Here is a 20,113-nt window from a genome sequence, read left to right as displayed (position 1 = left end):
TTAATCCCAATTCAATATCACTTTACCCGACTGGCCTGAGCGCATCAGGTCAAAACCTTGTTGGAAGTCATCAATAGAAAATTGATGAGTGATAATCGGTGATAAATCGAGACCTGATTGAACCAAAGTCGCCATCTTATACCAAGTCTCAAACATCTCTCGGCCATAAATTCCTTTGATAAATAAGCCCTTAAAGATAACTTGGTTCCAATCAGTCACCATTGATGCAGGTGGAATACCTAACAATGCAATGCGGCCACCATGGTTCATGGTTTCTAACATAGTCTGAAAAGCGGCAGGGGAACCTGAAACCTCAAGAGCCACATCAAAACCTTCTTTCATACCTAGCTCGTTCATTACATCTTTGAGATTTTCGCGACTAACATTCACTGCGCGTGAAACACCCATTTTCTTAGCTAATTCAAGCCGATAATCATTAACATCAGTGATAACAACGTGACGAGCCCCCACGTGGCGACACACGGCTGCCGCCATAATACCAATTGGGCCAGCCCCTGAAACAAGAACATCTTCCCCGACTAAATCAAAGGAAAGTGCCGTATGAACCGCATTACCAAACGGGTCAAAAATCGCAGCAATCTCATCAGGAATATTGTCTGGTATTTTAAATGCATTGAAGGCAGGAATAACTAAATACTCGGCAAAGCATCCTTGACGGTTAACCCCAACACCGATGGTATTGCGGCAAAGATGGGTTCTCCCACCCCGGCAATTACGGCAGTGACCACAAGTTATGTGCCCTTCCCCAGAGACTCTATCACCAATAGAAAATCCTTTGACTTCCTGTCCAATAGCAACAATTTCCCCAATATATTCATGACCGACCACCATCGGCACTGGGATCGTTTTTTGCGACCATTCATCCCAGTTATAGATATGTACATCCGTTCCACATATAGCCGTTTTACGAATTTTAATCATCACATCATTGTGTCCAAGTTCCGGTTTAGGAACTTCCGTCATCCATATACCTGGTTCTGCTTTTAATTTGGACAGTGCTTTCATAGGCGACCTTATTCTCTCTTTATTTAATTATGTTGAGTTTTTTGCCAATACGGGTGAATGCATCAACAGCGCGTAAAATATCTTCCTCAGAGTGTGCAGCGGACATTTGCGTGCGAATACGCGCTTGTCCTTGAGGAACAACTGGGTAGAAAAATCCTGTCACATAAATATTTTCATTAAGTAACTCAGTTGCAAATGTTTGAGCAACTTTGGCATCCCCTAACATGACAGGGATAATGGCGTGATCGGCACCTGCAAGAGTAAAGCCAGCTGTCGTCATTTTTTCTCTAAATAACACAGCATTACGCCATAATTTTTCACGTAAAGCCTGACCTTCACCCATCATATCAATGACTTTAATGGATGCAGCGACAATCGCGGGTGCAAGTGAATTAGAAAATAAATAAGGACGAGAGCGTTGACGTAGCCATTCAACCACCTCCTTTTTAGCTGCCGTATAACCGCCAGAAGCGCCACCAAGAGCTTTACCTAAGGTACCGGTGATAATATCTACTCGTCCCATCACTTCACAATATTCATGACTCCCGCGACCATTTTGACCAACAAAACCCACCGCGTGAGAGTCATCAACCATCACCAATGCTTGGTATTCATCCGCAAGATCACAAATTGATTTTAAATCTGCAATCACCCCATCCATCGAAAAAACACCATCGGTGGCGATCATGATATGGCGAGCACCTGCGGCTTTCGCCTCTTCTAGACGCTGTTTGAGTTCAATCATGTCATTATTGCTGTAGCGATACCGCTTAGCTTTGCAAAGCCGAACACCATCAATAATTGAAGCATGATTAAGCGCATCTGAAATAATAGCGTCTTCAGGCCCCATTAAGGTTTCAAATAAGCCACCGTTGGCATCAAAACAAGATGAATAAAGAATGGCATCTTCAAAGCCTAAAAAATCAGCAAGTTTTTTTTCAAGAATTTTATGATTATCCTGTGTACCGCAGATAAATCGAACAGAAGCCATACCAAAGCCGTGGCTATCCATTCCCTGCTTCGCAGCTTCAATCAACGCTGGATGATTAGCCAAACCAAGGTAGTTGTTAGCACAAAAATTAACGACCCGCTTTCCCCCAGCAATTCCAATATCCGCATCTTGTGAGGTGGTAATAATTCGCTCATTTTTAAATAACCCGTCCGCCTGAGTTTGCACTAACTGGTCTTTAATCTGCTGATAAAATTGATCCGACATAATTTATTCCTATAGAGTGACTATTTGCAGAGTTTAATAATAGTCTCTACAACTGGCGACAATCTGTGAGCAAATAAGTTAAGTTTGTAGCCAAGATCACGATAATTGACTGCATTGAAGTTGTTTTACCCTAAATTATTCGAATTGTTAGTCATTGAATGGGAACTCAAAGTATGGCGGGTTAATACTGTCGTCAATGCAAAGAGGTGTTATTATACGCACCAAGACATTATTCAATTTATTCTTAACCCATTAGAGGTATACCCAATGATCATAGTCACTGGTGGAGCAGGTTTTATTGGCAGCAATATTATTAGAGCCCTAAATAATATAGGCCGTACAGATATTCTCGTTGTGGATAATCTAAAAGACGGAACTAAGTTTGCCAACCTTGTTGACCTTGATATTGCAGACTACGCAGATAAAGAAGATTTTCTCGTCAGTATTCTTTCTGGCGATGATTTTGGTGATATCGATGCAGTCTTCCATGAAGGTGCTTGCTCATCAACCACAGAGTGGGATGGCAAGTATATGATGGATAATAATTATCAATACTCTAAAGAGTTACTACACTACTGCTTAGAACGTGAAGTGCCATTCCTCTATGCTTCATCTGCTGCCACCTATGGCGGCCGTAGCGATAATTTTATTGAAGAACGTGAATTTGAAAAACCACTTAATGTTTATGGTTATTCAAAATTCCAATTTGACCAATATGTTCGTGAGATTCTACCAGAAGCAAATTCAACCGTGTGTGGCTTCCGTTACTTCAATGTATATGGTCCTAATGAAGAACATAAAGGTAGCATGGCAAGCGTGGCTTACCACTTAAACAAACAGATTAATGAAGGTCAAAGCCCAAAACTATTTGCAGGTAGCGATACTTTCCGCCGTGACTTTATCTATGTCGGTGATGTAGCCGCAATGAACCTGTGGTTCTGGCAAAACAATGTTTCGGGGATTTTTAACTGTGGTACCGGCCGCGCCGAATCTTTCCAAGCAGTTGCTGATGCCGTGACAAGCTTCCATAAAGACAAAAATGTCGCTATTGAATACATTGAATTCCCTGAAAAACTAAAAGGTCGCTACCAAAGCTTTACGCAAGCAGATCTCACTAAGTTACGTGCAGCAGGTTATACCGCGCCGTTTAAAACCGTTGCCGAAGGCGTCACCGAATATATGCATTGGCTAAATAAAGAAGATTAATTCTCATTGATAAATGCATTAGTTTTATCAAACTAGCGATTTTATAACGATAGTGGTTTTATGAAAATATTAGTGGTCGGCCCCTCATGGGTAGGGGATATGATGATGTCGCAAAGCCTATATCGCACGATAAAAGCACTGCATCCCCATGCTCAAATTGATGTGATGGCGCCTGAGTGGTGCCGTCCACTATTAGCTAAAATGCCAGAAGTCAGCCAAGCAATCCCAATGCCTCTAGGTCATGGCAAGCTTGATATTGGTGAACGTCGCCGATTAGGCGTCAATTTGCGAAAAAATGGCTATGACCAAGGGATTGTTTTACCTAATTCATTCAAATCTGCCTTGGTGCCTTTCTTTGCCAAAATAGCCAAAAGAACCGGCTGGCGAGGCGAAATGCGTTATGGTTTACTCAATGATATTCGCCCATTAAATAAAGTCGCTTTTCCACTGATGGTGCAACGCTATGTTGCATTAGCTTATGATAAGCAAATCATTAAATCTGCAACTGATATCCCAACACCAATACTCTGGCCGAAATTAGTGACAAATAAACAAGATGTCACTCATGTAATGGATACGTTTAATATTGAACATTCACGCCCAATTATTGGTTTTTGTCCGGGTGCTGAGTTTGGTCCCGCTAAACGTTGGCCACACTATCATTATGCGGCCTTAGCGGAAAAAATGATTAGTGAGAAAGGTTATCAAGTCTTGCTCTTTGGTTCCCAAAAAGACAATGATGCAGGGGAAGACATTCGCCGCAGTTTAACTAAAAATGCACAGCAGCACTGCCACAATTTCGCTGGAAAAACATCATTAGATCAAGCTGTAAACCTGATTGATGCCTGCCAAGCAATTGTGAGTAATGACTCTGGTCTTATGCATGTCGCTGCCGCACTCGATAAACCATTAGTTGCGCTTTATGGACCAAGTAGCCCTGACTTTACGCCTCCACTGTCCAATAAAGCAGAAGTTATTCGCTTAATTAGTGGCTATCATAAAGTTCGCAAAGGCGATGGGGATAGCGGCTATCATCAAAGCTTGATTGATATTCAGCCTCAATTAGTTATCGATGCCTTGGCACGTTTAAATATAGGTATTGAATAATATGCGCGTGCTTTTAGTCAAAACATCCTCTATGGGCGACGTTTTACATTCCTTACCCGCTTTAACCGACGCGCAGAAAGCCATACCGAATATTCAATTCGATTGGGTAGTTGAAGAAGGTTTTGCTCAAATTCCAACATGGCATAGCGCGGTTAACCAAGTGATCCCTGTGGCTATTCGTCGCTGGCGGAAAAACTGGTTTTCTGCACCGATTAGAGCCGAACGTGCCAAATTTCGCAATCAAATCCAGGCTAATCAATATGATGCAATCATCGATGCACAAGGATTATTAAAAAGCGCCTTTTTGGTCACTCGGTTAGCTCATGGTCCAAAACATGGTTATGACCGCCACAGTATTCGCGAGCCTCTCGCTAGCTTTTTTTATAATTATCGCTATGCAATTAGTAAGCAGCAACATGCGGTAGAGCGTATTCGCCAATTATTTGCCGCAAGCCTTGGCTATTCATGTCCGACAACTCAGGGAGATTACGCCATTGCTCACCAGTTTTTACAATCTTCCCCTGAAGCAATGAACCCTTATGTTATTTTTCTACACTCCACCACACGTGATGACAAACATTGGCCAGAAGAAAACTGGCGCGAGTTAATAACGTTGATGGCAAATACCGGAGTACAGGTCAGATTACCGTGGGGAACGGAGCATGAGCAGCAAAGGGCATTACGCCTAGCCGAGGGATTTGATTTTGTAGAAGTATTACCGAAACTAACTCTCGCGCAAGTTGCGCAGCAAATTGCGAATGCAAAAGCAGTTGTCTCTGTCGATACAGGCCTGAGCCATTTAACCGCCGCTTTGGATAAAACCAACTTTACCCTTTTTGGCCCCACAGATCCCGGTTTGATTGGTGGTTATGGACAAGCACAGCACAGCATTAAGTCGGCTAATAGCACAATGGTGTATATTAATGCTGATGACATTTATAAGCAGTTGAAACATTTCTTATAGAAAGGTATCTTTGCTAAAGAAATTTTCTTTTTTTAACCTCACAGTTAATACATATATTATGATCTGTGTTCTTTTTTCTTTATCCAGAAAACACCTTAATTATAATGAACAAATCAATAACATTAATTACAGCATTCTTTGATATCGGCAGGGGAAATTGGAATGCTAAAAGTGGTCGTTCTGATAGACTAGAGAGAACGGCTGAAACTTATTTTAATTATTTCAATAAGTTATCAAGTATTGATAATAAAATTATCGTATTTACTTCTCCTGACTTGAAAGAACAGATTCTCAAAATAAGAGAGGGAAAACCAACTCATGTCATCACTCTGGATCTACACCACAAGTTTAAATACACGATAAACAAAATTTCAGCTATACAACATAGTGATTCATTTAAAAAATTAATTAAACCAGAACAATTAAAAAACCCAGAGTACTGGTCAGCAGAGTATGTCTTAATCAATAATTTAAAACCTTATTTTGTTAATACTGCGATAAATTTAGGCTTAGCTGATAGTGAATTAATTTCTTGGGTTGATTTTGGTTATGTTCGAAAAGATAAAGTACTTTATGGAATAAAAGAATGGAATCATCCTTTTGATAAAAATTATGTTCATCTTTTTTCCATTCAAGATGGCTTAAATCTAGAAGATGAACAAAGTGTTATGGATAAAGTCATTAATAATGAAACATATATTATTGGCGGCGTTATTGTTGCAGCTAAAGATAAATGGATTGAGTTTTACAAACTAGTCACACAAATACAGAAAAAACTATTACTCTCAGGGATCATTGATGATGACCAAGGTATTTTTTTGATTTGTGCTAGTAAGCACCCTGATTTATTTAAACTAAATTATTTAGGTTATATGAAGTGGTTTTCTGTTTTTAAATTATTTCATCAAAAATCAAAAGTTAACTATTTTACTCGTCTAGCAATCCTTTTAAGGATTATTAAATAATATTAATTATAATTAGAGCTATATCTTATTTTTAAATAAACAAGATATAGCACAATAATTTAATTACTTCTCCGGCGCAATAAATCCAAAACACATAGTTTCAGGTTTAGCATCTGGCTCAGAACGATATATCACATCTTCTTTTTCGATAGTGAATTGCGGCCAATACTGACGTACTTTGTTAAAGTTTTCATGGGCACAATCATCATATTTACGACCTAGTAATATAGCGCCATGTTTACGAATTTCACTTTCGGTAATATAACGATTATACACATTCGGTGGCATATGGTTTTCTAATGTCCATGGTTGAATCACATGGGGCTTATCTTTCGCATAAATAATAAACCATTGATGCAGGTTATCTTCACCACCGACGTATTTTACTGGAGTACCATAACGCTGATACCAACGCTGCTCACCTTCTGCAATCAATGTTTTCACACCAATAAATTTCTGCCCAGCACCTTGAATATTCGCCCCTTGCACGGTCATATACCCCAATAAAACCAAAACACCGAAAATAGCCAATCCAATCAATGATTTTCTTAATGGCTTTTTCGGCATCACACTAATAGAACCAACAAATAAAGGCGCACAAACGGCCATAAAAGGCTGTAGCCATTCCGTAATTCGACCGCCATCATGGAAGGAAAACCAGCCATAGATAACAATCAAAGGAAATAAAACAATAAAATTAGCCATTCGGTTAGCTAATGCTTTTGGCCAACCTAATTTACCACCACAACAATATAAAATAATCGTGGCAATCACTAAGGGATAAAATACACTCAATGCGGCTTCTGTCGTATGAAGGTTAAAACCAGGAGCAATCTGTGAGTCTACCCACTTAAAAGCAGAAAAATCACTGGCCATCAACCAAAAGAAATTTGGTAATACCAAAGCAAACCATAGTGCTATAGCAAGATAAAAGACTGGATATCGATAGCTTTGACGAGCTTGTTTCACCAATAGGGTTAATAAAAAAACTGAACCTACCAAAGCAAGCGTGGAATATTTCCCCATGGTAGCCAGCCCAGAAAATAAGGCAAAAAGTAGCCACCATGCCGGGTTTTCATACACGGCACGTAAAAAGAAATAAATTATCCATGCCCAGAAAGTCACTAAAATATAATTATCATTATAGGGAATAATATCGAAATTAATAATACCGGATAGGTTCAACATTAGCATCGCAAACCAAGCAAGGTCTCGACGTTCAGTTAAACGGTACGTTAATTTCCAAACACCCAATAACCCAAAAGCAATGCCAACAAAATGAATAAAATACCAATAAAAACTGTAAGAGATACCTAAATGAATAGCGGGCCACATCATCACCCCAACAAACCACGGGTTTTTAGGCGATCCCCACTCTCCATTCATTCCCCAGTTAACGGCTTCAACCGTGTCATAAGGAACCGTTGGATCAAAATAGAAGCTAGCGAATATCCACGCAATGGCATACCCGATGATCCATAAGTAAACATATTTGTTTGATATTGGTTGATTGATTGCTGGCATACTCGGCATCTAAAGGTTGTTTTTTAAAATAGTTAAAAAATCTAACGTAAAATATCCACAGCTCTATTCGAGTATCAATAACCCATAATAAAATACTCAATAGAATGAAAGGAAAATTAGCTGTGAAGTCTACTATAGTTTATCTGGAATAATAAGGATTAGTCTGAAATAGTCAGCATTCATTGTTGTCTTGTTCAAGTTCAGTTAACTAAAAAAACAATCCAACAATATTATTGCTCTTTTGGCGGTAAATAAGGCTGTAATAATGTTAACAACCGTTGCAAAGCACCTTGGTTCTCATGCAGAACTTCAGCAGCATGTCGCCCATAATATAAGCGATAATCTTCATCTGATAATAAACTAGTAACGGCTTGAGCCATCGATTCACTATCAGTGACGGTGATCAAACCATCAGCTTGTAATAGCTTGCCGCAAATATCTTTAAAGTTAAAGGTATGTGGCCCCATTAATACAGGTAAAGCATGAGCCGCAGCCTCTAGCGGATTATGCCCACCAGTTTCAACTAAGCTACCACCAACAAACGCAATATCAGCAATTCCGTACAATAACATCAGTTCACCCATGGTATCGCCGATTACAACCTGAACATCAGCAGAAGGGATCATATTGCTACTACGACGGATAAAGCGTAATCCGGCTTTTTGTGTCAGCTCTTCCGCCTTGGCAAAACGCTCTGGATGGCGAGGCACTAAAATCAACAATAGATTCGGAAAACGTTTAAGTAATTTCTGATGACTTTCCAACACAATCGCTTCCTCACCTTCGTGAGTACTCGTCGCAATCCACACAGGACGATGTGCGGCCCACTGCCTGCGTAAAGTTATTGCCCTTACCGCAAGCTCTGGCGTAACTGAAATATCAAACTTCAAGCTACCAGTGACATTCAGTTGCATACGTCTTAAACCTAACTGAACAAATCGCTCACCATCTTCTTGATGCTGTGCTGCGACCATAGTGACATTTCGCAGCATTCGCTTGACAAAATTTCCGAGTTTTTGATAACCAGCAGCTGAACGCGCCGACAAACGTGCATTTGCAATCACTAAGGGAATATTACGTTTATGCAACTGGTTGATCATGTTCGGCCATAGTTCGGTTTCCATAATAATCACTAGTTTTGGATCAACTTGTTTAAGGAAACGACGCATAGAGCCCGGTAAATCATAAGGAAGGTAAACATGATAAACATCATCGCCAAAAGCAGAAAGAACCCGTTCAGACCCAGTTGGAGTCATAGTTGTCACAGTGATCGGCAATGAAGGATAGTGATGACGAAGTGCTCGAACTAATGGTACCGCTGCCAGCGTTTCACCTACAGAGACTGAATGCAGTAAAATACCTTGAGGTACGACTTTTCCAGCGCAAAAACCATAGCGTTCACCCCAACGTTTGCGATACGCAGGCGCTTTACGGCCACGCAGCAATAGGCGAACCCAAATAAATGGCTGGATGAGATAAAGGAGTACTTGATATAAACGCAGTAACATTCGTTCTAATTCACTTACCAAAATTGGCGCTATCTTACCATAAACCTTTGATGAAAGTGTGCAGAATATGCAGCTAAAATAGGGCTTAAAATTTATTGAAGGGTATCATCTCATGTTGCAACAATACGTAATAGCCGATAATGTTGATGATAAATATCGCTTATTCATACTAAATTTTCGAATAAGTAATAATAAACAATGAGATAATATGAACATGAAACATAAAGCTATCTACCCCGGAACATTCGATCCCATTACTTCAGGGCATGTTGATATTGTCACTCGCGCTGCGGCCATGTTTGATCATGTGCTATTAGCCATTGCCAATAGCCAACGAAAAAGCCCAATGTTTACCCTTGATGAGCGTGTTGAGCTGGCAAAACAAGTCACTTCTCACCTAGATAACGTTGAAGTTGTTGGATTTTCGGAGCTTATGGCAACGTTTGCTCAAAAACACAACGCAAATATTTTAATTCGAGGCGTTCGCTCAGTTGCTGATTTTGAATATGAATGGCAACTGGCTAATATGAATCGCCATTTTGTGCCTGATCTTGAAACGGTCTTTTTATTACCATCTCAAAGCTTATCGTTTGTTTCTTCATCTTTAATCAAAGATGTTGCACTACATGATGGCGATGTCTCTTCATTTTTGCCGCCTATCGTCTCAGAGGCAATGCTGAAAAAACTCAATAAAGCGTAAAATTTTACGATATTAAATTATCACTTTTGGCACTGACGACAAAAAAATGTACTGCGTTGCCCCTGCTTGATAGTTTCGATGGGTGTCCCACATATTGAGCAGGGCTCACCTTTCTTACCGTAAACAAAAAGTTCTTGCGCAAAATAACCCGGCTTACCATCAGACTGAAGAAAATCTTTTAATGTAGTACCGCCTTGCTCTATTGAACGTTGTAATACTTTTTTTATCTGAGTGACGAGTTCCGTTGCATCGACTAAAGTCAATGTATTGGTAATTTTCTCAGGCGAAATTTTAGCCGCAAACAAAGCCTCGTTCGCGTAAATATTGCCGACACCAACCACAATTTTATTGTCCATCAGCCACGGTTTTATCGCTGTTTTTCTTTTGGCGGCAAGCTCAAACAAATACTCGGCATTAAACTCATCAGATAAAGGTTCAGGTCCTAGATGAGCAAGTACCGAACTCGTTTCTAAATCGTCACACCATAGCCAAGCACCAAAACGTCGAGGGTCAGTATATCTAAGTACTTTTCCATCTTTCATTATCAAGTCGACATGGTCATGTTTTTCTTCAGGTAGTTCTTCAGTCAATATTCGAATACTGCCCGACATTCCCAAGTGAACAATAATCCAACCTTTGGTAAGCTCAATGAGTAGATATTTTGCACGTCGCTGTACGCTGAGCACGAGTTCATCCGATAGACGCTCAATTTGCTCACTCACAGGCCAACGCAAACGGCCATTACGCACAATCGCATATGAGATGATGTTACCGACTAAATGAGGTTCTATTCCCCTGCGGCTGGTTTCAACTTCAGGTAGTTCTGGCATGTTAAAACTCTTCTTTCAGATTATGAGTACCATTTATGGATCACACTTTGAAGCTCGTCTTTCACAATTTCCCACGTGAAATTATGATAAGCATACTCTTTCGCATTTCTGGCTATATTAAAGGCATTTGGATGATTTAAAGCATGATGAATGTCTTCTGCCATCATTATAGGTGAAAGTGGTTCCCTAAAAATAAAACCTGTTTCATTATGAGTAACGAATTCAATCATCGCGCCTCGCTGACTTGCAATAACAGGGCGACCAGAGGCCATTGCTTCGAGAGCAACCATACAAAATGGCTCATTAGTTATCGAAGGTACGGCAATAACATCCGCAATAGAGTAATAATGTCTAATTTTATCGGGATGAACACCGCCCAAAAAAATACATTGATCTCCTAAGTTTTTAGCATAGCTTTTTACTTCATCTTGATATTTTGCTAATTCACCTTTCGATGCTGCATTAGGATCGCCAACAATCACTAGCTTATAATGCTTATCATCACTAAAAAAGGTATTACAAGCTTGCATTAGCTCAAGCAATCCTTTATCTCTAGCAATTCTTCCGGCAAATAATACGATTTTATCTTTTGCATTTAAGCCAAAATTTTCGCGCTGAACTTCAGGAGGTAAAGCATAAATTTCGCCATCAAAGCCATTACGAACAACTTCAATTAGCGCATGAGGTAAACGTTCACGAAACCAATTTTGCATGAAACGACTAGGTACGATTAACTTTATGTCTTCAGGAAGATTTTCAGGTTCAAAGCAGTTGTGCATATGTAATACAACATTGCTATGCCCTTCTTTTTTAATTATTTTTTTGAATAACTTAATATTATTATGAACAAATATAACGCTTTCATCTGTATTTTGGGCAAATTGTCTTTTTATTTTAACAATCCTATCCGCGTATGAATAAGGGTCTAATCTTGTCCATTTTTTAAAAAGTCGCGTATAAATTTTACCGAATTTAATACGCTCAATCGCACAGTTGTCATTTACATCACTATGACTTGTATAGCCTTCATTTTGTATACAAATAATCCGATTTTCTATATCTAATCTTTTAGCGACGTTATACATCCAGGACTCAACAGCGGCAGCACTTTTAGGCGGTATAGAAAAAATAGGAGTAACAGTAAATATAGCTTTTTTAATCATGATATTATCTTTTTTTACCATTAAGTTTTTCAAAAAGGTATTTTATACCTGAAATACAACCTGCAACTAAAGCACCCTGCTTAAATAAATGCTTATATTCTTTCTTCCTTTCCACAAACTTTGTTGCTGGTTTTAAATCTGTAATTGCCCATGGAGATTGTTCTAGTGCACGATAAAAAGGTTGTGAAGCCGGATAATTCGCCCATGTATGCCAAGGTTTTGTTACCCCAGTGTAATGAATTAGCACTGTATCCGTTGTAATTATGTCGCTATATTTTTGATGTGTAGAGTCATAAAGCTCATTTTTTAAGGTATAAATCGTATTAAATCGCTTATCAAGTAACACGAGTTTATCTTTCAAAAGAAGATTTAATACATCCTGATCTGGGTATTTATATAACACTTTCGCATTATCAGCAGATAACAGTTCAAAACATTTCGTTGTTATTTGCTCTTCATGCCATTTTTTTAAATTAACAAACATGACGCCAGAGTTAAAATAAGTGTCAACTAATTCAGGTGTACGTAAACGAGATCCACTTTTAGTTCTCACCCCTAAATCATCAGCAATAACACCACAAACACTATTTTCGATTAGACTTGTTGCTAAACCTAACGAACCATTACATATAACATCAGCATCTAAATATAATGCATAGTCATAATCGCTTGATAAATAATCGAAAGCTATTAAACGAAAATACATTGCAGATGACCAAACATCTGAAGATGGTAATTTCTTTAATAACGCATTATCTAATTCATACACAATAATTTCAGCTGAAAATTGTTCCGTTATTTGTCTGAGCTTATCTAAAAATTGAGTGTCAACTGTATTAAAGAAAAAATGAAATCTAAAAAAAATGTGTGGATTATTAATCAACAAAGATACTGCTGAAACACCCGCGCCGAATTGATAGTTCTCATCAGAACCATAAATAATATCTATACAATTAACTTGAGAGCTATTGCTTTTAGCTTTTAACACTTGTTTATGTGTAACAATACTATTCATGGCTAGTCTTTTCCTTTTGCTCATTAGGGTTATGCCCCATCATTGCAATTAAAAACCCGAGCAAAATTCCTAATGGCTTTAGATCAATTTGTTCAAACATTCCTCTCACAAGGTAGAAGCTAACTAAACTGATCAGCAACGCCATAAAAGAAAAGTAAATTTTTGATTGAGAGGTACTATGGAATATTCCCCTTAAGGAGGAATAACACATTGCGAAAAATACCAATCCAAAGGATATAAGTCCCATAATGCCGGCACCAAACCAAGTATATAACCAAATATTGTGCGGGCCTATAGACGTTCTAAATGTCCATGTTGGGTTATTTTTAACAACACTATTATATTTCTCATGATATATCTTATCGCCAAATCCATAACCTACGATAGGTTTATCCATGATGAGTTCAAAAGCAGTGCCTTGAGTTCCATTTTGATATCGATGTGTACTATCTGTTTGCTCTAGTTTATAAAATAGTTTTTTGGTCACATCTGGATAAATTGTTTTTAATACCACCAAGGAAATCACCATTATCCCCAACCCAATCCCGATGAGTTTCCAAGGACGCTTAAAACATAAAAAAATAATTGCAGCGGCAGCAACAGCCACCCAAGCGCCTCGAGATAAAGTACCTAGTAAAACAAATAAAAAAACAACACTTAGCAAATAAAAATAAACTAACTTTGATTTAGGAAGTAAATACCAGAGAATAGGAATAATGGGAAAGAAAAAAACTAAAGCATCAGAAACATGCCTAAAATCATACGTCGTAAACGGAAGAACTCCATTATGATAAGCGACATAATATCGATATAATTCAATTAGTAAAACCACGATTAATGATACTGTAAAACTAATAAGCAATAAGCTAGATATACTTTTCTGATTTTCTTTATACAACAAAATAGGAAATAATACCGATAACGATAATATCCCATAATTCAATAAGTTATTATTGATTGCCTTTATCGATACACTAGGTATTGAAGAGTAACTTATGGTTATATACAAAATAGCAGAGAACAACAAAACTAAGTACAACACTTTATTATTAAGCGTTTTTAAAACATTTTTAGTGTCAATACATAAATAAATGAGTGCAGTCGCTATCATCAAATAAAACAAAATATGCTTATATCTTGTCACATTTTCTACAAAAAAAAGAGCAACAAATAAAAAAATTAAAAATCTATTATACTTCGAAATAAGTATTTCATTTTTTTCTAAAAAAGACATAGTCAGCCCAATTATTTATTCAGTTTAGCTAGAAAATATTGAAAGTGTGTTTTTATGCCTTGGCAATATAGTCCTTGATTAGTTTGATGCTTAGCACAATACCTTAAATGATTACTACTTTTTGCTTTTAATAAAGGAATATTTTTCCACGGAGATGCATTTTTAGCATCAATAAAAGGCTGAGATGTTGCATAATTAGCCCATTCATGCCATGGTTTTGTCGGTCCAATATAATGAATAAGAATAGTATTCTCGGTGATTGGATTCTCTTTTTTACCCTTTTGAAGCTCATAATTTAGGCTATATTGCGTATTGTATTTTTGATCAAGATAAATCACTTTCTCAGTCAAAAGCATATTTAAAATATCTTGATCAAGATAAGAAAGCTTTGCTTTCACTTCCTCTTGAGATAATAGCGCCATTGCTTTTGTTGATATATTATCTTTAGCCCAATTGACTAAATTAATAACTAAGAAGCCTGCATTAAAATACCCTGTTGCAATACTTGGGATACTTAACGCATCAGCTCTTTTTTTCCACCATACACTGTCTCTTTCGGGTACAACTGCTGCAATTTCATTTTGACCAAATTTGATATCTAATAGCTCTTTCAGCGACCCCTGACACATGATATCTGCATCCATATAAATCAGACGCTCTAGGTGGTCAGAAAAGTAATCAGCAATAATAAAACGAAAATACGTAGCATATGACCAGTTTTTAGTACTTGGTAATGATTTTAATTGTTCACAGTCAACTACATAAATTTGGATGCTTGTTTTATATTGTAATGCAAGGTCATGAAAAAGCTGAGATTGTTCTTCATCAAAATAATCGGTAAACACATGGAAAGAAAAAGAAATATTCGAATTATTTTTAAGTATTGAAGCAATTGATATACCACAGCCATATAGAAAATTACGATCGATACCGTAAGAAATATGTAAGCTATCACTACTATCAATAATGTCAGATGATGATAAATCAATCTGTTTAATTACCGCATTTTGCTTATCAAAAAACATTTCTTTTTTCTCTCTTCTTTCTATTTAATTTATAATGATTTTCTAGCTGTTCGTTCTTCAATCCGCTCGGCTTTACTTTCAGCCTTTGCTATCAACCGCTTTTCTTGAAGTAAAATTTCTTTTAAAGATAAACCAAAATAAATTTTTATAAAACGAAAAATATCCCGTTGGGTTAAACCAATGTTCAATGATGAATAATATAAACCAATTAAGTCTTTATCACGCCAGCGAGTAGGAACTACCGTTCTTAATTGTGCGCGATGTAAGTCAATGACCGATATTTTTAATTCACTTTGATTACCCGTGAAAGGTAAATGAAGTAAAAAATGACAGATATAACAATCACGATGGTTAATACCAGTGGCGTGCATTTTGCGTACCATCTCTGCCACTCGATGAATAATCATCTGCTTAACGTTAAACTTAGGCGGCTCCGTTAACCAATTTGCGCAGTAATCTTCTAAACTTATTGTTGGCGTTAAGTCTTCAGTGACAATAAAAGAATGACGCCGTAAAGGATTCAAACCTCTTTGACCAAATGCTCGGCCATTCATTGTATCAACACCCACTTTAGACAATTGATGAATCGCATTCCATTCTCTATCGGCACCTAAAACAGGCAAGCGAAATGAAATCAAATTCTTAAAAACTTCTTTCAATGAGGTGCCATAATGAATTTTAATAAAATAGCTTCGACCTTCAAGCTCAAAACGTAATGTTCTGCGGCTTTCTAATGCACGAAAAACTTCACCATGCAATTTATCGGCTTCGACAAAAGGGTCTTTATTTTTCCATAATTCACTAAAAGGCGTTTTTAATTCAATCATTTTGGCATCCTAAAATAATATCAGCCGCCTTCTCCGGTAAACTATATAAGTCTTCCGTATCTGCAAAATATTGCGCATTATTCATCCACTGAGTTAGCTGTTGTTTATTTTGCAAACTCTCCGATAACGCTCTATTCAATTTAACTTGCTCAAAAGGCTCTTTAATTACAATACCGCATTGAGCTTGGTCAATAAATGACGCGTAACCACACACTTCAGTCACAATAACAGGTAAACCCGCCGTTATCGCTTCCAATAAGACAATTCCAGCAGCTTCTTGATATGCGGGATGCATTAAAATATCTGCTGCTGCCATCAATTGTGCAATATCATCACGCCCACTGAAAAAAGAAACTTGTTCAGCAATACCGAGTGTTTTAGCGAGACGCTGATACTTAGCGGGTTTATCTTGTCCAACGACCATCAATAACGTATCTTTTCTGACATTTTCAGGTAAAGATGCCATCGCATGAAGCGTTCTATCAACCCCTTTACGTTTAAAATCAGAGCCAACTTGCAGTAATAAAAGCGCCGATTGGGGAATTTGATTTTTTTCACGGTAAACGCGTTTTGCCTCTGCAATCTGCTTATCATATTTTCTATCCTGTGCAATGCCAGGCGGTAACATATGAAAGCGCTCAGATTCAGTAGAATAATGTTTTTTGAAATGTGTAATTTGATGTGGAGTAAGCATCAATAATTGAGTCGATTTACCTTGCTCAAAAACAGCCTTTTCAAAAGCTATATAATGCTTATAACGTGGTGTTAACTTATAAAAAAAACCTTTTTCATTAGCTACTTTTTCTGCGTAACAAACATCAGCGGCATAATAAATGTCTAAACCTGGCATTTTATTAAAACCGACAACTCGGCTAACCGGATGTTGTTTAAGGTGTGTTAGTACCCACTCACAGTATTGGGTATTTCGCCCATGATTGGTGCTTGAAGTCACGGGGACAATAATCACTTCAAGTCCTTCAGGTATTTCACCTTCCCAAGATTGGGTATAGACGCGAATATGATAGCCGCGATTTTGGCAAGCCATCGCAATACGTAAAAAATCACGCTGTAAACCGCCAAAAGGGAAATATTTATACAGACAAAATGCCACTGTCATTTAATACCCCACATATTAATATCTTTTCATCATTGAGCGGATATTCATCGGTAACAATTTTTCTGTCGCTTTAATCACATCAGATGCAGGGATGATAGACAAATATTTTTTACTTCTATCTAGCTCATCTCTTGGTGGCATTGGCTCATAATCACCGGCCCAAAATAGCTCTGCATTATCACTCCATGGACGCCAAAACACATAATTTGTTGCACCAAAGAGGCAAACAATCGGTGTTTTTACCGCTGCGGCAATGTGCATTGGGGCAGAATCGACTCCAATAAATAATGCCGCATGAGCAATAAGTGCGCCAAGTTCAGGAAATGAGGTCTTACCCGCTAACTCGGTTATTGGCTTAACTTTGCAGCCAGAGGCAATATTATTGATACATTCAATATCTTCTTTACTCGGGCCAGAAGTGAGCACCACTTGGTAGCCGCGAGATTGTAACGCATCAATCACTTCTGAAAATTTTTCATCATCCCAACATTTAAACATTTGGCGCGCGGTCGGCTGGATAACAACATAACTACTGTGCACTCCAAGCTCTAAGAGTTTTTGGTCAATATTTTTCCAATCTTGCTCTGTATATGACATCGTTAAATGTGTTTTGAGTTCTTTGATTTCTAACGGTTCAAGCACAGAGAGATTATTCATGACCACATGTTCACCTTCGGGAACACTAAGGTGCGTAAAGCTATTACGCCAATATTGGGTATTTCGATGGTTAAATTGATGAGAAATTTTCATTTCAGCAGGGATGGCTCGCACAAGTAGAGATACCATCCACTGATCGGCTAAATTTACCACTAAATCATATTTATTTTTGCGTAGCTTCAGCAGCAATTTGATAAAATTACATGCTTTATTAATCGCACCACTTTTTCTGCCTGCTATTCCATATAAGGCATTTATCTCGCTATTTTCCGATAAAATGGGGATCGTATCCTGATAAAGCAGAACATCAATTTCGGCATCTGGATATTGGTGCTTTAATGAGCTGATAACGGGCGTCGTCAGCAACATGTCCCCATGAAACCTCATCTTGATAATAAGAATTTTTTTAAACTGTTTTTTCACCAGGCACTCTTAATCAATTTTTATAGGTAAAATGAAAAATTACTTAACAATAATGTTATTTGACAATAAATAACATTATTAATTCAATGAATACTTAGTATGTTACTACTTTCAGGATAACGGTTATAGCTTTTAATCACTATCACATTGAGTGCTTATAGCGCTTATTAATAATAATTTAAGAAATAAAAAAACCCAGCCGAGGCTGGGTTTTTTACGCAGAAAGCAAAACTACTTGATTTTTGCTTCTTTGTAGATCACATGCTTACGAACAACTGGATCAAATTTTTTCAATTCCAGTTTTTCCGGCATAGTGCGCTTGTTCTTCGTAGTGGTATAGAAATGACCTGTACCTTCTGAAGAGACTAGCTTAATTTTCTCGCGAATACCTTTAGCCATTTTTTAGCTCCTTAGTACTTCTCACCACGGGCACGCAGTTCAGCAAGAACAGCATCAATACCCTTTTTATCGATAACACGCATACCGTTAGCAGATACACGCAGTGTTACGAAACGTTTCTCAGACTCAATCCAGAAACGGTGAGAGTGCAGGTTTGGCAAAAAACGACGTTTAGTCGCGTTTAATGCGTGTGAACGATTGTTACCGCTCATTGGACGCTTGCCGGTAACTTGGCAGACTCGTGACATGTCTATTCTCCAAAAATCTAATCAGCTCGAGCTTTATGTTCTGGGTATGGCCGCCTCGTCAGGCTTTGGAGCCCATCTCAGCAAACTTTAAGTGACTAAAAAAACCGTCATTACCTAAGTAAAAATTTACTGAGATAGGCTCTTCTCGCCAAACCCGAGATCCTTAAAGGTGCCGTAGTATACGCTTTCAATCGTTTCCACTCAAGCCCAACACAACGAAAGTTGTCATTTTTTAGTCAAAAAAATGAATTTATAGCCATCCTCGCTCAGTAAATGATACGCAACTTTTGTGTCCGACCACAAAATGGTCGAGTAATTTAATCCCCATTATTGAACAAGCACTGTGAATGCGCTCAGTAACCTGCCTATCTGCAACACTAGGTTCGGGATTACCTGAAGGATGGTTATGGGCTAAAATAATAGCGCTAGCATTCATTTTAATAGCAAAGCGAATAATTTCACGTGGATGAACTTCAACTCGATTCAAAGTTCCTTTAAACATTTCTTCCTGACAAATAATCTGATGCTGATTATTTAAAAATAGCACCATAAAGACCTCTCGCTCTTGTCCTGCAAACAACTCTAAAAGCCGAGTTTTTAATAATTCAGGTCCCGACATTACATCTTCATGTAGGAATTGTTCAGAAAAAAAACGACGAGCTAACTCACTAACCGCTTGTAATTGCGTAAATTTACATGCCCCCATCCCTTTACATTGCGCCAACTTAGTATAATCCGCTTGTAGTAATAGATATAGCGAACCGAATTCCTTAAGTAAGCGCTCTGCCAATTGCAAAACAGGTTCTCCTTGACTACCTGTTCTTAGAAAAATAGCGAGTAATTCTGCATTTGATAGCGCAGCAGCACCATACGCCAATATTTTTTCTCGTGGCAACAATGCCAAATGTTCATTCATTACCGCGTCCTTTCATGCCCCACTTTCTTTCTCACTTTTCTAC

General features: G+C 38.0%; 20 protein-coding genes. 5 read left to right on the top strand and 15 right to left on the bottom strand.

The genetic code is table 11. From position 1 onward, the window contains the following. Together tdh and DD649_RS17780 are read right to left on the bottom strand one after the other, a co-directional pair. The gene (gene tdh / locus DD649_RS17785) at window positions 1-1,026 is read right to left on the bottom strand and encodes an L-threonine 3-dehydrogenase (RefSeq protein WP_294110135.1); all 1,026 of its coding nucleotides are present in this window, start codon (window positions 1,024-1,026) and stop codon (window positions 1-3) included. A gap of 19 nt (window positions 1,027-1,045) precedes the next feature. Further along, window positions 1,046-2,242 carry a glycine C-acetyltransferase gene (locus tag DD649_RS17780; RefSeq protein ID WP_294110133.1) on the bottom strand — a complete coding sequence of 399 codons (1,197 nt, stop codon included), beginning with the start codon at window positions 2,240-2,242 and terminating at the stop codon, window positions 1,046-1,048. A 267-nt stretch (window positions 2,243-2,509) separates the two neighbouring features. On the opposite strand from DD649_RS17780, the gene rfaD reads away from it, so the two are divergent. The 4 genes from rfaD (at window position 2,510) to yibB (ending at window position 6,484) form a co-directional block, all read left to right on the top strand. Beyond that, complete coding sequence (gene rfaD, locus DD649_RS17775; protein WP_294110131.1) at window positions 2,510-3,448, top strand: ADP-glyceromanno-heptose 6-epimerase; 939 nt, start codon at window positions 2,510-2,512, stop codon at window positions 3,446-3,448. A gap of 60 nt (window positions 3,449-3,508) precedes the next feature. Next, on the top strand, window positions 3,509-4,555 hold the full coding sequence (rfaF, locus tag DD649_RS17770; RefSeq protein ID WP_294110129.1) for an ADP-heptose--LPS heptosyltransferase RfaF: 1,047 nt from the start codon (window positions 3,509-3,511) through the stop codon (window positions 4,553-4,555). A gap of 1 nt (window position 4,556) precedes the next feature. Beyond that, window positions 4,557-5,519, top strand: coding sequence for a lipopolysaccharide heptosyltransferase RfaC (gene rfaC, locus DD649_RS17765; RefSeq protein ID WP_294110128.1), 963 nt, complete (start codon window positions 4,557-4,559; stop codon window positions 5,517-5,519). A 104-nt stretch (window positions 5,520-5,623) separates the two neighbouring features. Continuing rightward, complete coding sequence (yibB, locus tag DD649_RS17760; protein ID WP_294110126.1) at window positions 5,624-6,484, top strand: protein YibB; 861 nt, start codon at window positions 5,624-5,626, stop codon at window positions 6,482-6,484. Window positions 6,485-6,547: 63 nt separating this feature from the next. On the opposite strand, the gene DD649_RS17755 is transcribed toward yibB, so the two are convergent. Next, the gene (locus DD649_RS17755) at window positions 6,548-8,008 is read right to left on the bottom strand and encodes a glycosyltransferase family 39 protein (protein ID WP_294110125.1); all 1,461 of its coding nucleotides are present in this window, start codon (window positions 8,006-8,008) and stop codon (window positions 6,548-6,550) included. A 230-nt stretch (window positions 8,009-8,238) separates the two neighbouring features. Then, window positions 8,239-9,516: a lipid IV(A) 3-deoxy-D-manno-octulosonic acid transferase gene (waaA, locus tag DD649_RS17750; RefSeq protein ID WP_294110122.1), complete on the bottom strand. Its 1,278-nt coding sequence runs from the start codon at window positions 9,514-9,516 to the stop codon at window positions 8,239-8,241. A gap of 214 nt (window positions 9,517-9,730) precedes the next feature. On the opposite strand from waaA, the gene coaD reads away from it, so the two are divergent. Further along, on the top strand, window positions 9,731-10,216 hold the full coding sequence (coaD, locus tag DD649_RS17745; protein WP_294110165.1) for a pantetheine-phosphate adenylyltransferase: 486 nt from the start codon (window positions 9,731-9,733) through the stop codon (window positions 10,214-10,216). 20 nt (window positions 10,217-10,236) lie between these two features. Here the strand turns inward: coaD and mutM are convergent, their stop codons facing one another. From mutM to radC, 11 genes are all read right to left on the bottom strand, one after another. Then, window positions 10,237-11,046 carry a bifunctional DNA-formamidopyrimidine glycosylase/DNA-(apurinic or apyrimidinic site) lyase gene (mutM, locus tag DD649_RS17740; RefSeq protein ID WP_336431012.1) on the bottom strand — a complete coding sequence of 270 codons (810 nt, stop codon included), beginning with the start codon at window positions 11,044-11,046 and terminating at the stop codon, window positions 10,237-10,239. 20 nt (window positions 11,047-11,066) lie between these two features. Beyond that, window positions 11,067-12,230, bottom strand: a complete 1,164-nt coding sequence (locus DD649_RS17735; protein ID WP_294110117.1) for a glycosyltransferase — start codon at window positions 12,228-12,230, stop codon at window positions 11,067-11,069. After that, window positions 12,214-13,224: a glycosyltransferase gene (locus DD649_RS17730; RefSeq protein ID WP_294110115.1), complete on the bottom strand. Its 1,011-nt coding sequence runs from the start codon at window positions 13,222-13,224 to the stop codon at window positions 12,214-12,216. Before DD649_RS17730 ends, DD649_RS17735 begins: the two co-directional genes overlap by 17 nt. Next, complete coding sequence (gene rfaL, locus DD649_RS17725; RefSeq protein WP_294110113.1) at window positions 13,217-14,458, bottom strand: O-antigen ligase RfaL; 1,242 nt, start codon at window positions 14,456-14,458, stop codon at window positions 13,217-13,219. The genes DD649_RS17730 and rfaL overlap by 8 nt, the downstream gene beginning before the upstream one ends. Window positions 14,459-14,469: 11 nt before the next feature. Next, window positions 14,470-15,483 (bottom strand): lipopolysaccharide 3-alpha-galactosyltransferase, encoded by a 1,014-nt coding sequence (gene waaO, locus DD649_RS17720; protein WP_294110111.1) that lies wholly within the window; start codon window positions 15,481-15,483, stop codon window positions 14,470-14,472. Between the two features lie 29 nt (window positions 15,484-15,512). Beyond that, complete coding sequence (gene rfaP / locus DD649_RS17715; protein ID WP_294110109.1) at window positions 15,513-16,310, bottom strand: lipopolysaccharide core heptose(I) kinase RfaP; 798 nt, start codon at window positions 16,308-16,310, stop codon at window positions 15,513-15,515. Then, complete coding sequence (locus DD649_RS17710; RefSeq protein ID WP_336431011.1) at window positions 16,303-17,427, bottom strand: glycosyltransferase family 4 protein; 1,125 nt, start codon at window positions 17,425-17,427, stop codon at window positions 16,303-16,305. The genes rfaP and DD649_RS17710 overlap by 8 nt, the downstream gene beginning before the upstream one ends. A 15-nt stretch (window positions 17,428-17,442) precedes the next feature. Then, a complete protein-coding gene (gene rfaQ, locus DD649_RS17705) occupies window positions 17,443-18,507 on the bottom strand; it encodes a lipopolysaccharide core heptosyltransferase RfaQ (protein WP_294110105.1) in 1,065 nt (354 codons plus the stop codon). 231 nt (window positions 18,508-18,738) lie between these two features. Further along, on the bottom strand, window positions 18,739-18,906 hold the full coding sequence (rpmG, locus tag DD649_RS17700; protein ID WP_004265124.1) for a 50S ribosomal protein L33: 168 nt from the start codon (window positions 18,904-18,906) through the stop codon (window positions 18,739-18,741). A gap of 11 nt (window positions 18,907-18,917) precedes the next feature. Then, window positions 18,918-19,154, bottom strand: a complete 237-nt coding sequence (gene rpmB / locus DD649_RS17695; RefSeq protein WP_294110040.1) for a 50S ribosomal protein L28 — start codon at window positions 19,152-19,154, stop codon at window positions 18,918-18,920. Window positions 19,155-19,404: 250 nt separating this feature from the next. Beyond that, a complete protein-coding gene (radC, locus tag DD649_RS17690; RefSeq protein WP_294110038.1) occupies window positions 19,405-20,070 on the bottom strand; it encodes a DNA repair protein RadC in 666 nt (221 codons plus the stop codon). Between the last annotated feature and the right edge of the window lie 43 nt (window positions 20,071-20,113).

It is taken from the genome of Providencia sp. (assembly GCF_003533305.1).
GTDB lineage: Bacteria > Pseudomonadota > Gammaproteobacteria > Enterobacterales > Enterobacteriaceae > Providencia.
This window is presented reverse-complemented; position numbering and strand designations above follow the sequence as displayed.

What these genes read in the sequence shown, in the direction of transcription:
- tdh (WP_294110135.1), bottom strand. Translation starts at nt 1,026, where the DNA reads ATGAAAGCACTGTCCAAATTAAAAGCAGAACCAGGTATATGGATGACG.
- DD649_RS17780 (WP_294110133.1), bottom strand. Translation starts at nt 2,242, where the DNA reads ATGTCGGATCAATTTTATCAGCAGATTAAAGACCAGTTAGTGCAAACT.
- rfaD (WP_294110131.1), top strand. Translation starts at nt 2,510, where the DNA reads ATGATCATAGTCACTGGTGGAGCAGGTTTTATTGGCAGCAATATTATT.
- rfaF (WP_294110129.1), top strand. Translation starts at nt 3,509, where the DNA reads ATGAAAATATTAGTGGTCGGCCCCTCATGGGTAGGGGATATGATGATG.
- rfaC (WP_294110128.1), top strand. Translation starts at nt 4,557, where the DNA reads ATGCGCGTGCTTTTAGTCAAAACATCCTCTATGGGCGACGTTTTACAT.
- yibB (WP_294110126.1), top strand. Translation starts at nt 5,624, where the DNA reads ATGAACAAATCAATAACATTAATTACAGCATTCTTTGATATCGGCAGG.
- DD649_RS17755 (WP_294110125.1), bottom strand. Translation starts at nt 8,008, where the DNA reads ATGCCAGCAATCAATCAACCAATATCAAACAAATATGTTTACTTATGG.
- waaA (WP_294110122.1), bottom strand. Translation starts at nt 9,516, where the DNA reads ATGTTACTGCGTTTATATCAAGTACTCCTTTATCTCATCCAGCCATTT.
- coaD (WP_294110165.1), top strand. Translation starts at nt 9,731, where the DNA reads ATGAAACATAAAGCTATCTACCCCGGAACATTCGATCCCATTACTTCA.
- mutM (WP_336431012.1), bottom strand. Translation starts at nt 11,046, where the DNA reads ATGCCAGAACTACCTGAAGTTGAAACCAGCCGCAGGGGAATAGAACCT.
- DD649_RS17735 (WP_294110117.1), bottom strand. Translation starts at nt 12,230, where the DNA reads ATGGTAAAAAAAGATAATATCATGATTAAAAAAGCTATATTTACTGTT.
- DD649_RS17730 (WP_294110115.1), bottom strand. Translation starts at nt 13,224, where the DNA reads ATGAATAGTATTGTTACACATAAACAAGTGTTAAAAGCTAAAAGCAAT.
- rfaL (WP_294110113.1), bottom strand. Translation starts at nt 14,458, where the DNA reads ATGTCTTTTTTAGAAAAAAATGAAATACTTATTTCGAAGTATAATAGA.
- waaO (WP_294110111.1), bottom strand. Translation starts at nt 15,483, where the DNA reads ATGTTTTTTGATAAGCAAAATGCGGTAATTAAACAGATTGATTTATCA.
- rfaP (WP_294110109.1), bottom strand. Translation starts at nt 16,310, where the DNA reads ATGATTGAATTAAAAACGCCTTTTAGTGAATTATGGAAAAATAAAGAC.
- DD649_RS17710 (WP_336431011.1), bottom strand. Translation starts at nt 17,427, where the DNA reads ATGACAGTGGCATTTTGTCTGTATAAATATTTCCCTTTTGGCGGTTTA.
- rpmG (WP_004265124.1), bottom strand. Translation starts at nt 18,906, where the DNA reads ATGGCTAAAGGTATTCGCGAGAAAATTAAGCTAGTCTCTTCAGAAGGT.
- rpmB (WP_294110040.1), bottom strand. Translation starts at nt 19,154, where the DNA reads ATGTCACGAGTCTGCCAAGTTACCGGCAAGCGTCCAATGAGCGGTAAC.
- radC (WP_294110038.1), bottom strand. Translation starts at nt 20,070, where the DNA reads ATGAATGAACATTTGGCATTGTTGCCACGAGAAAAAATATTGGCGTAT.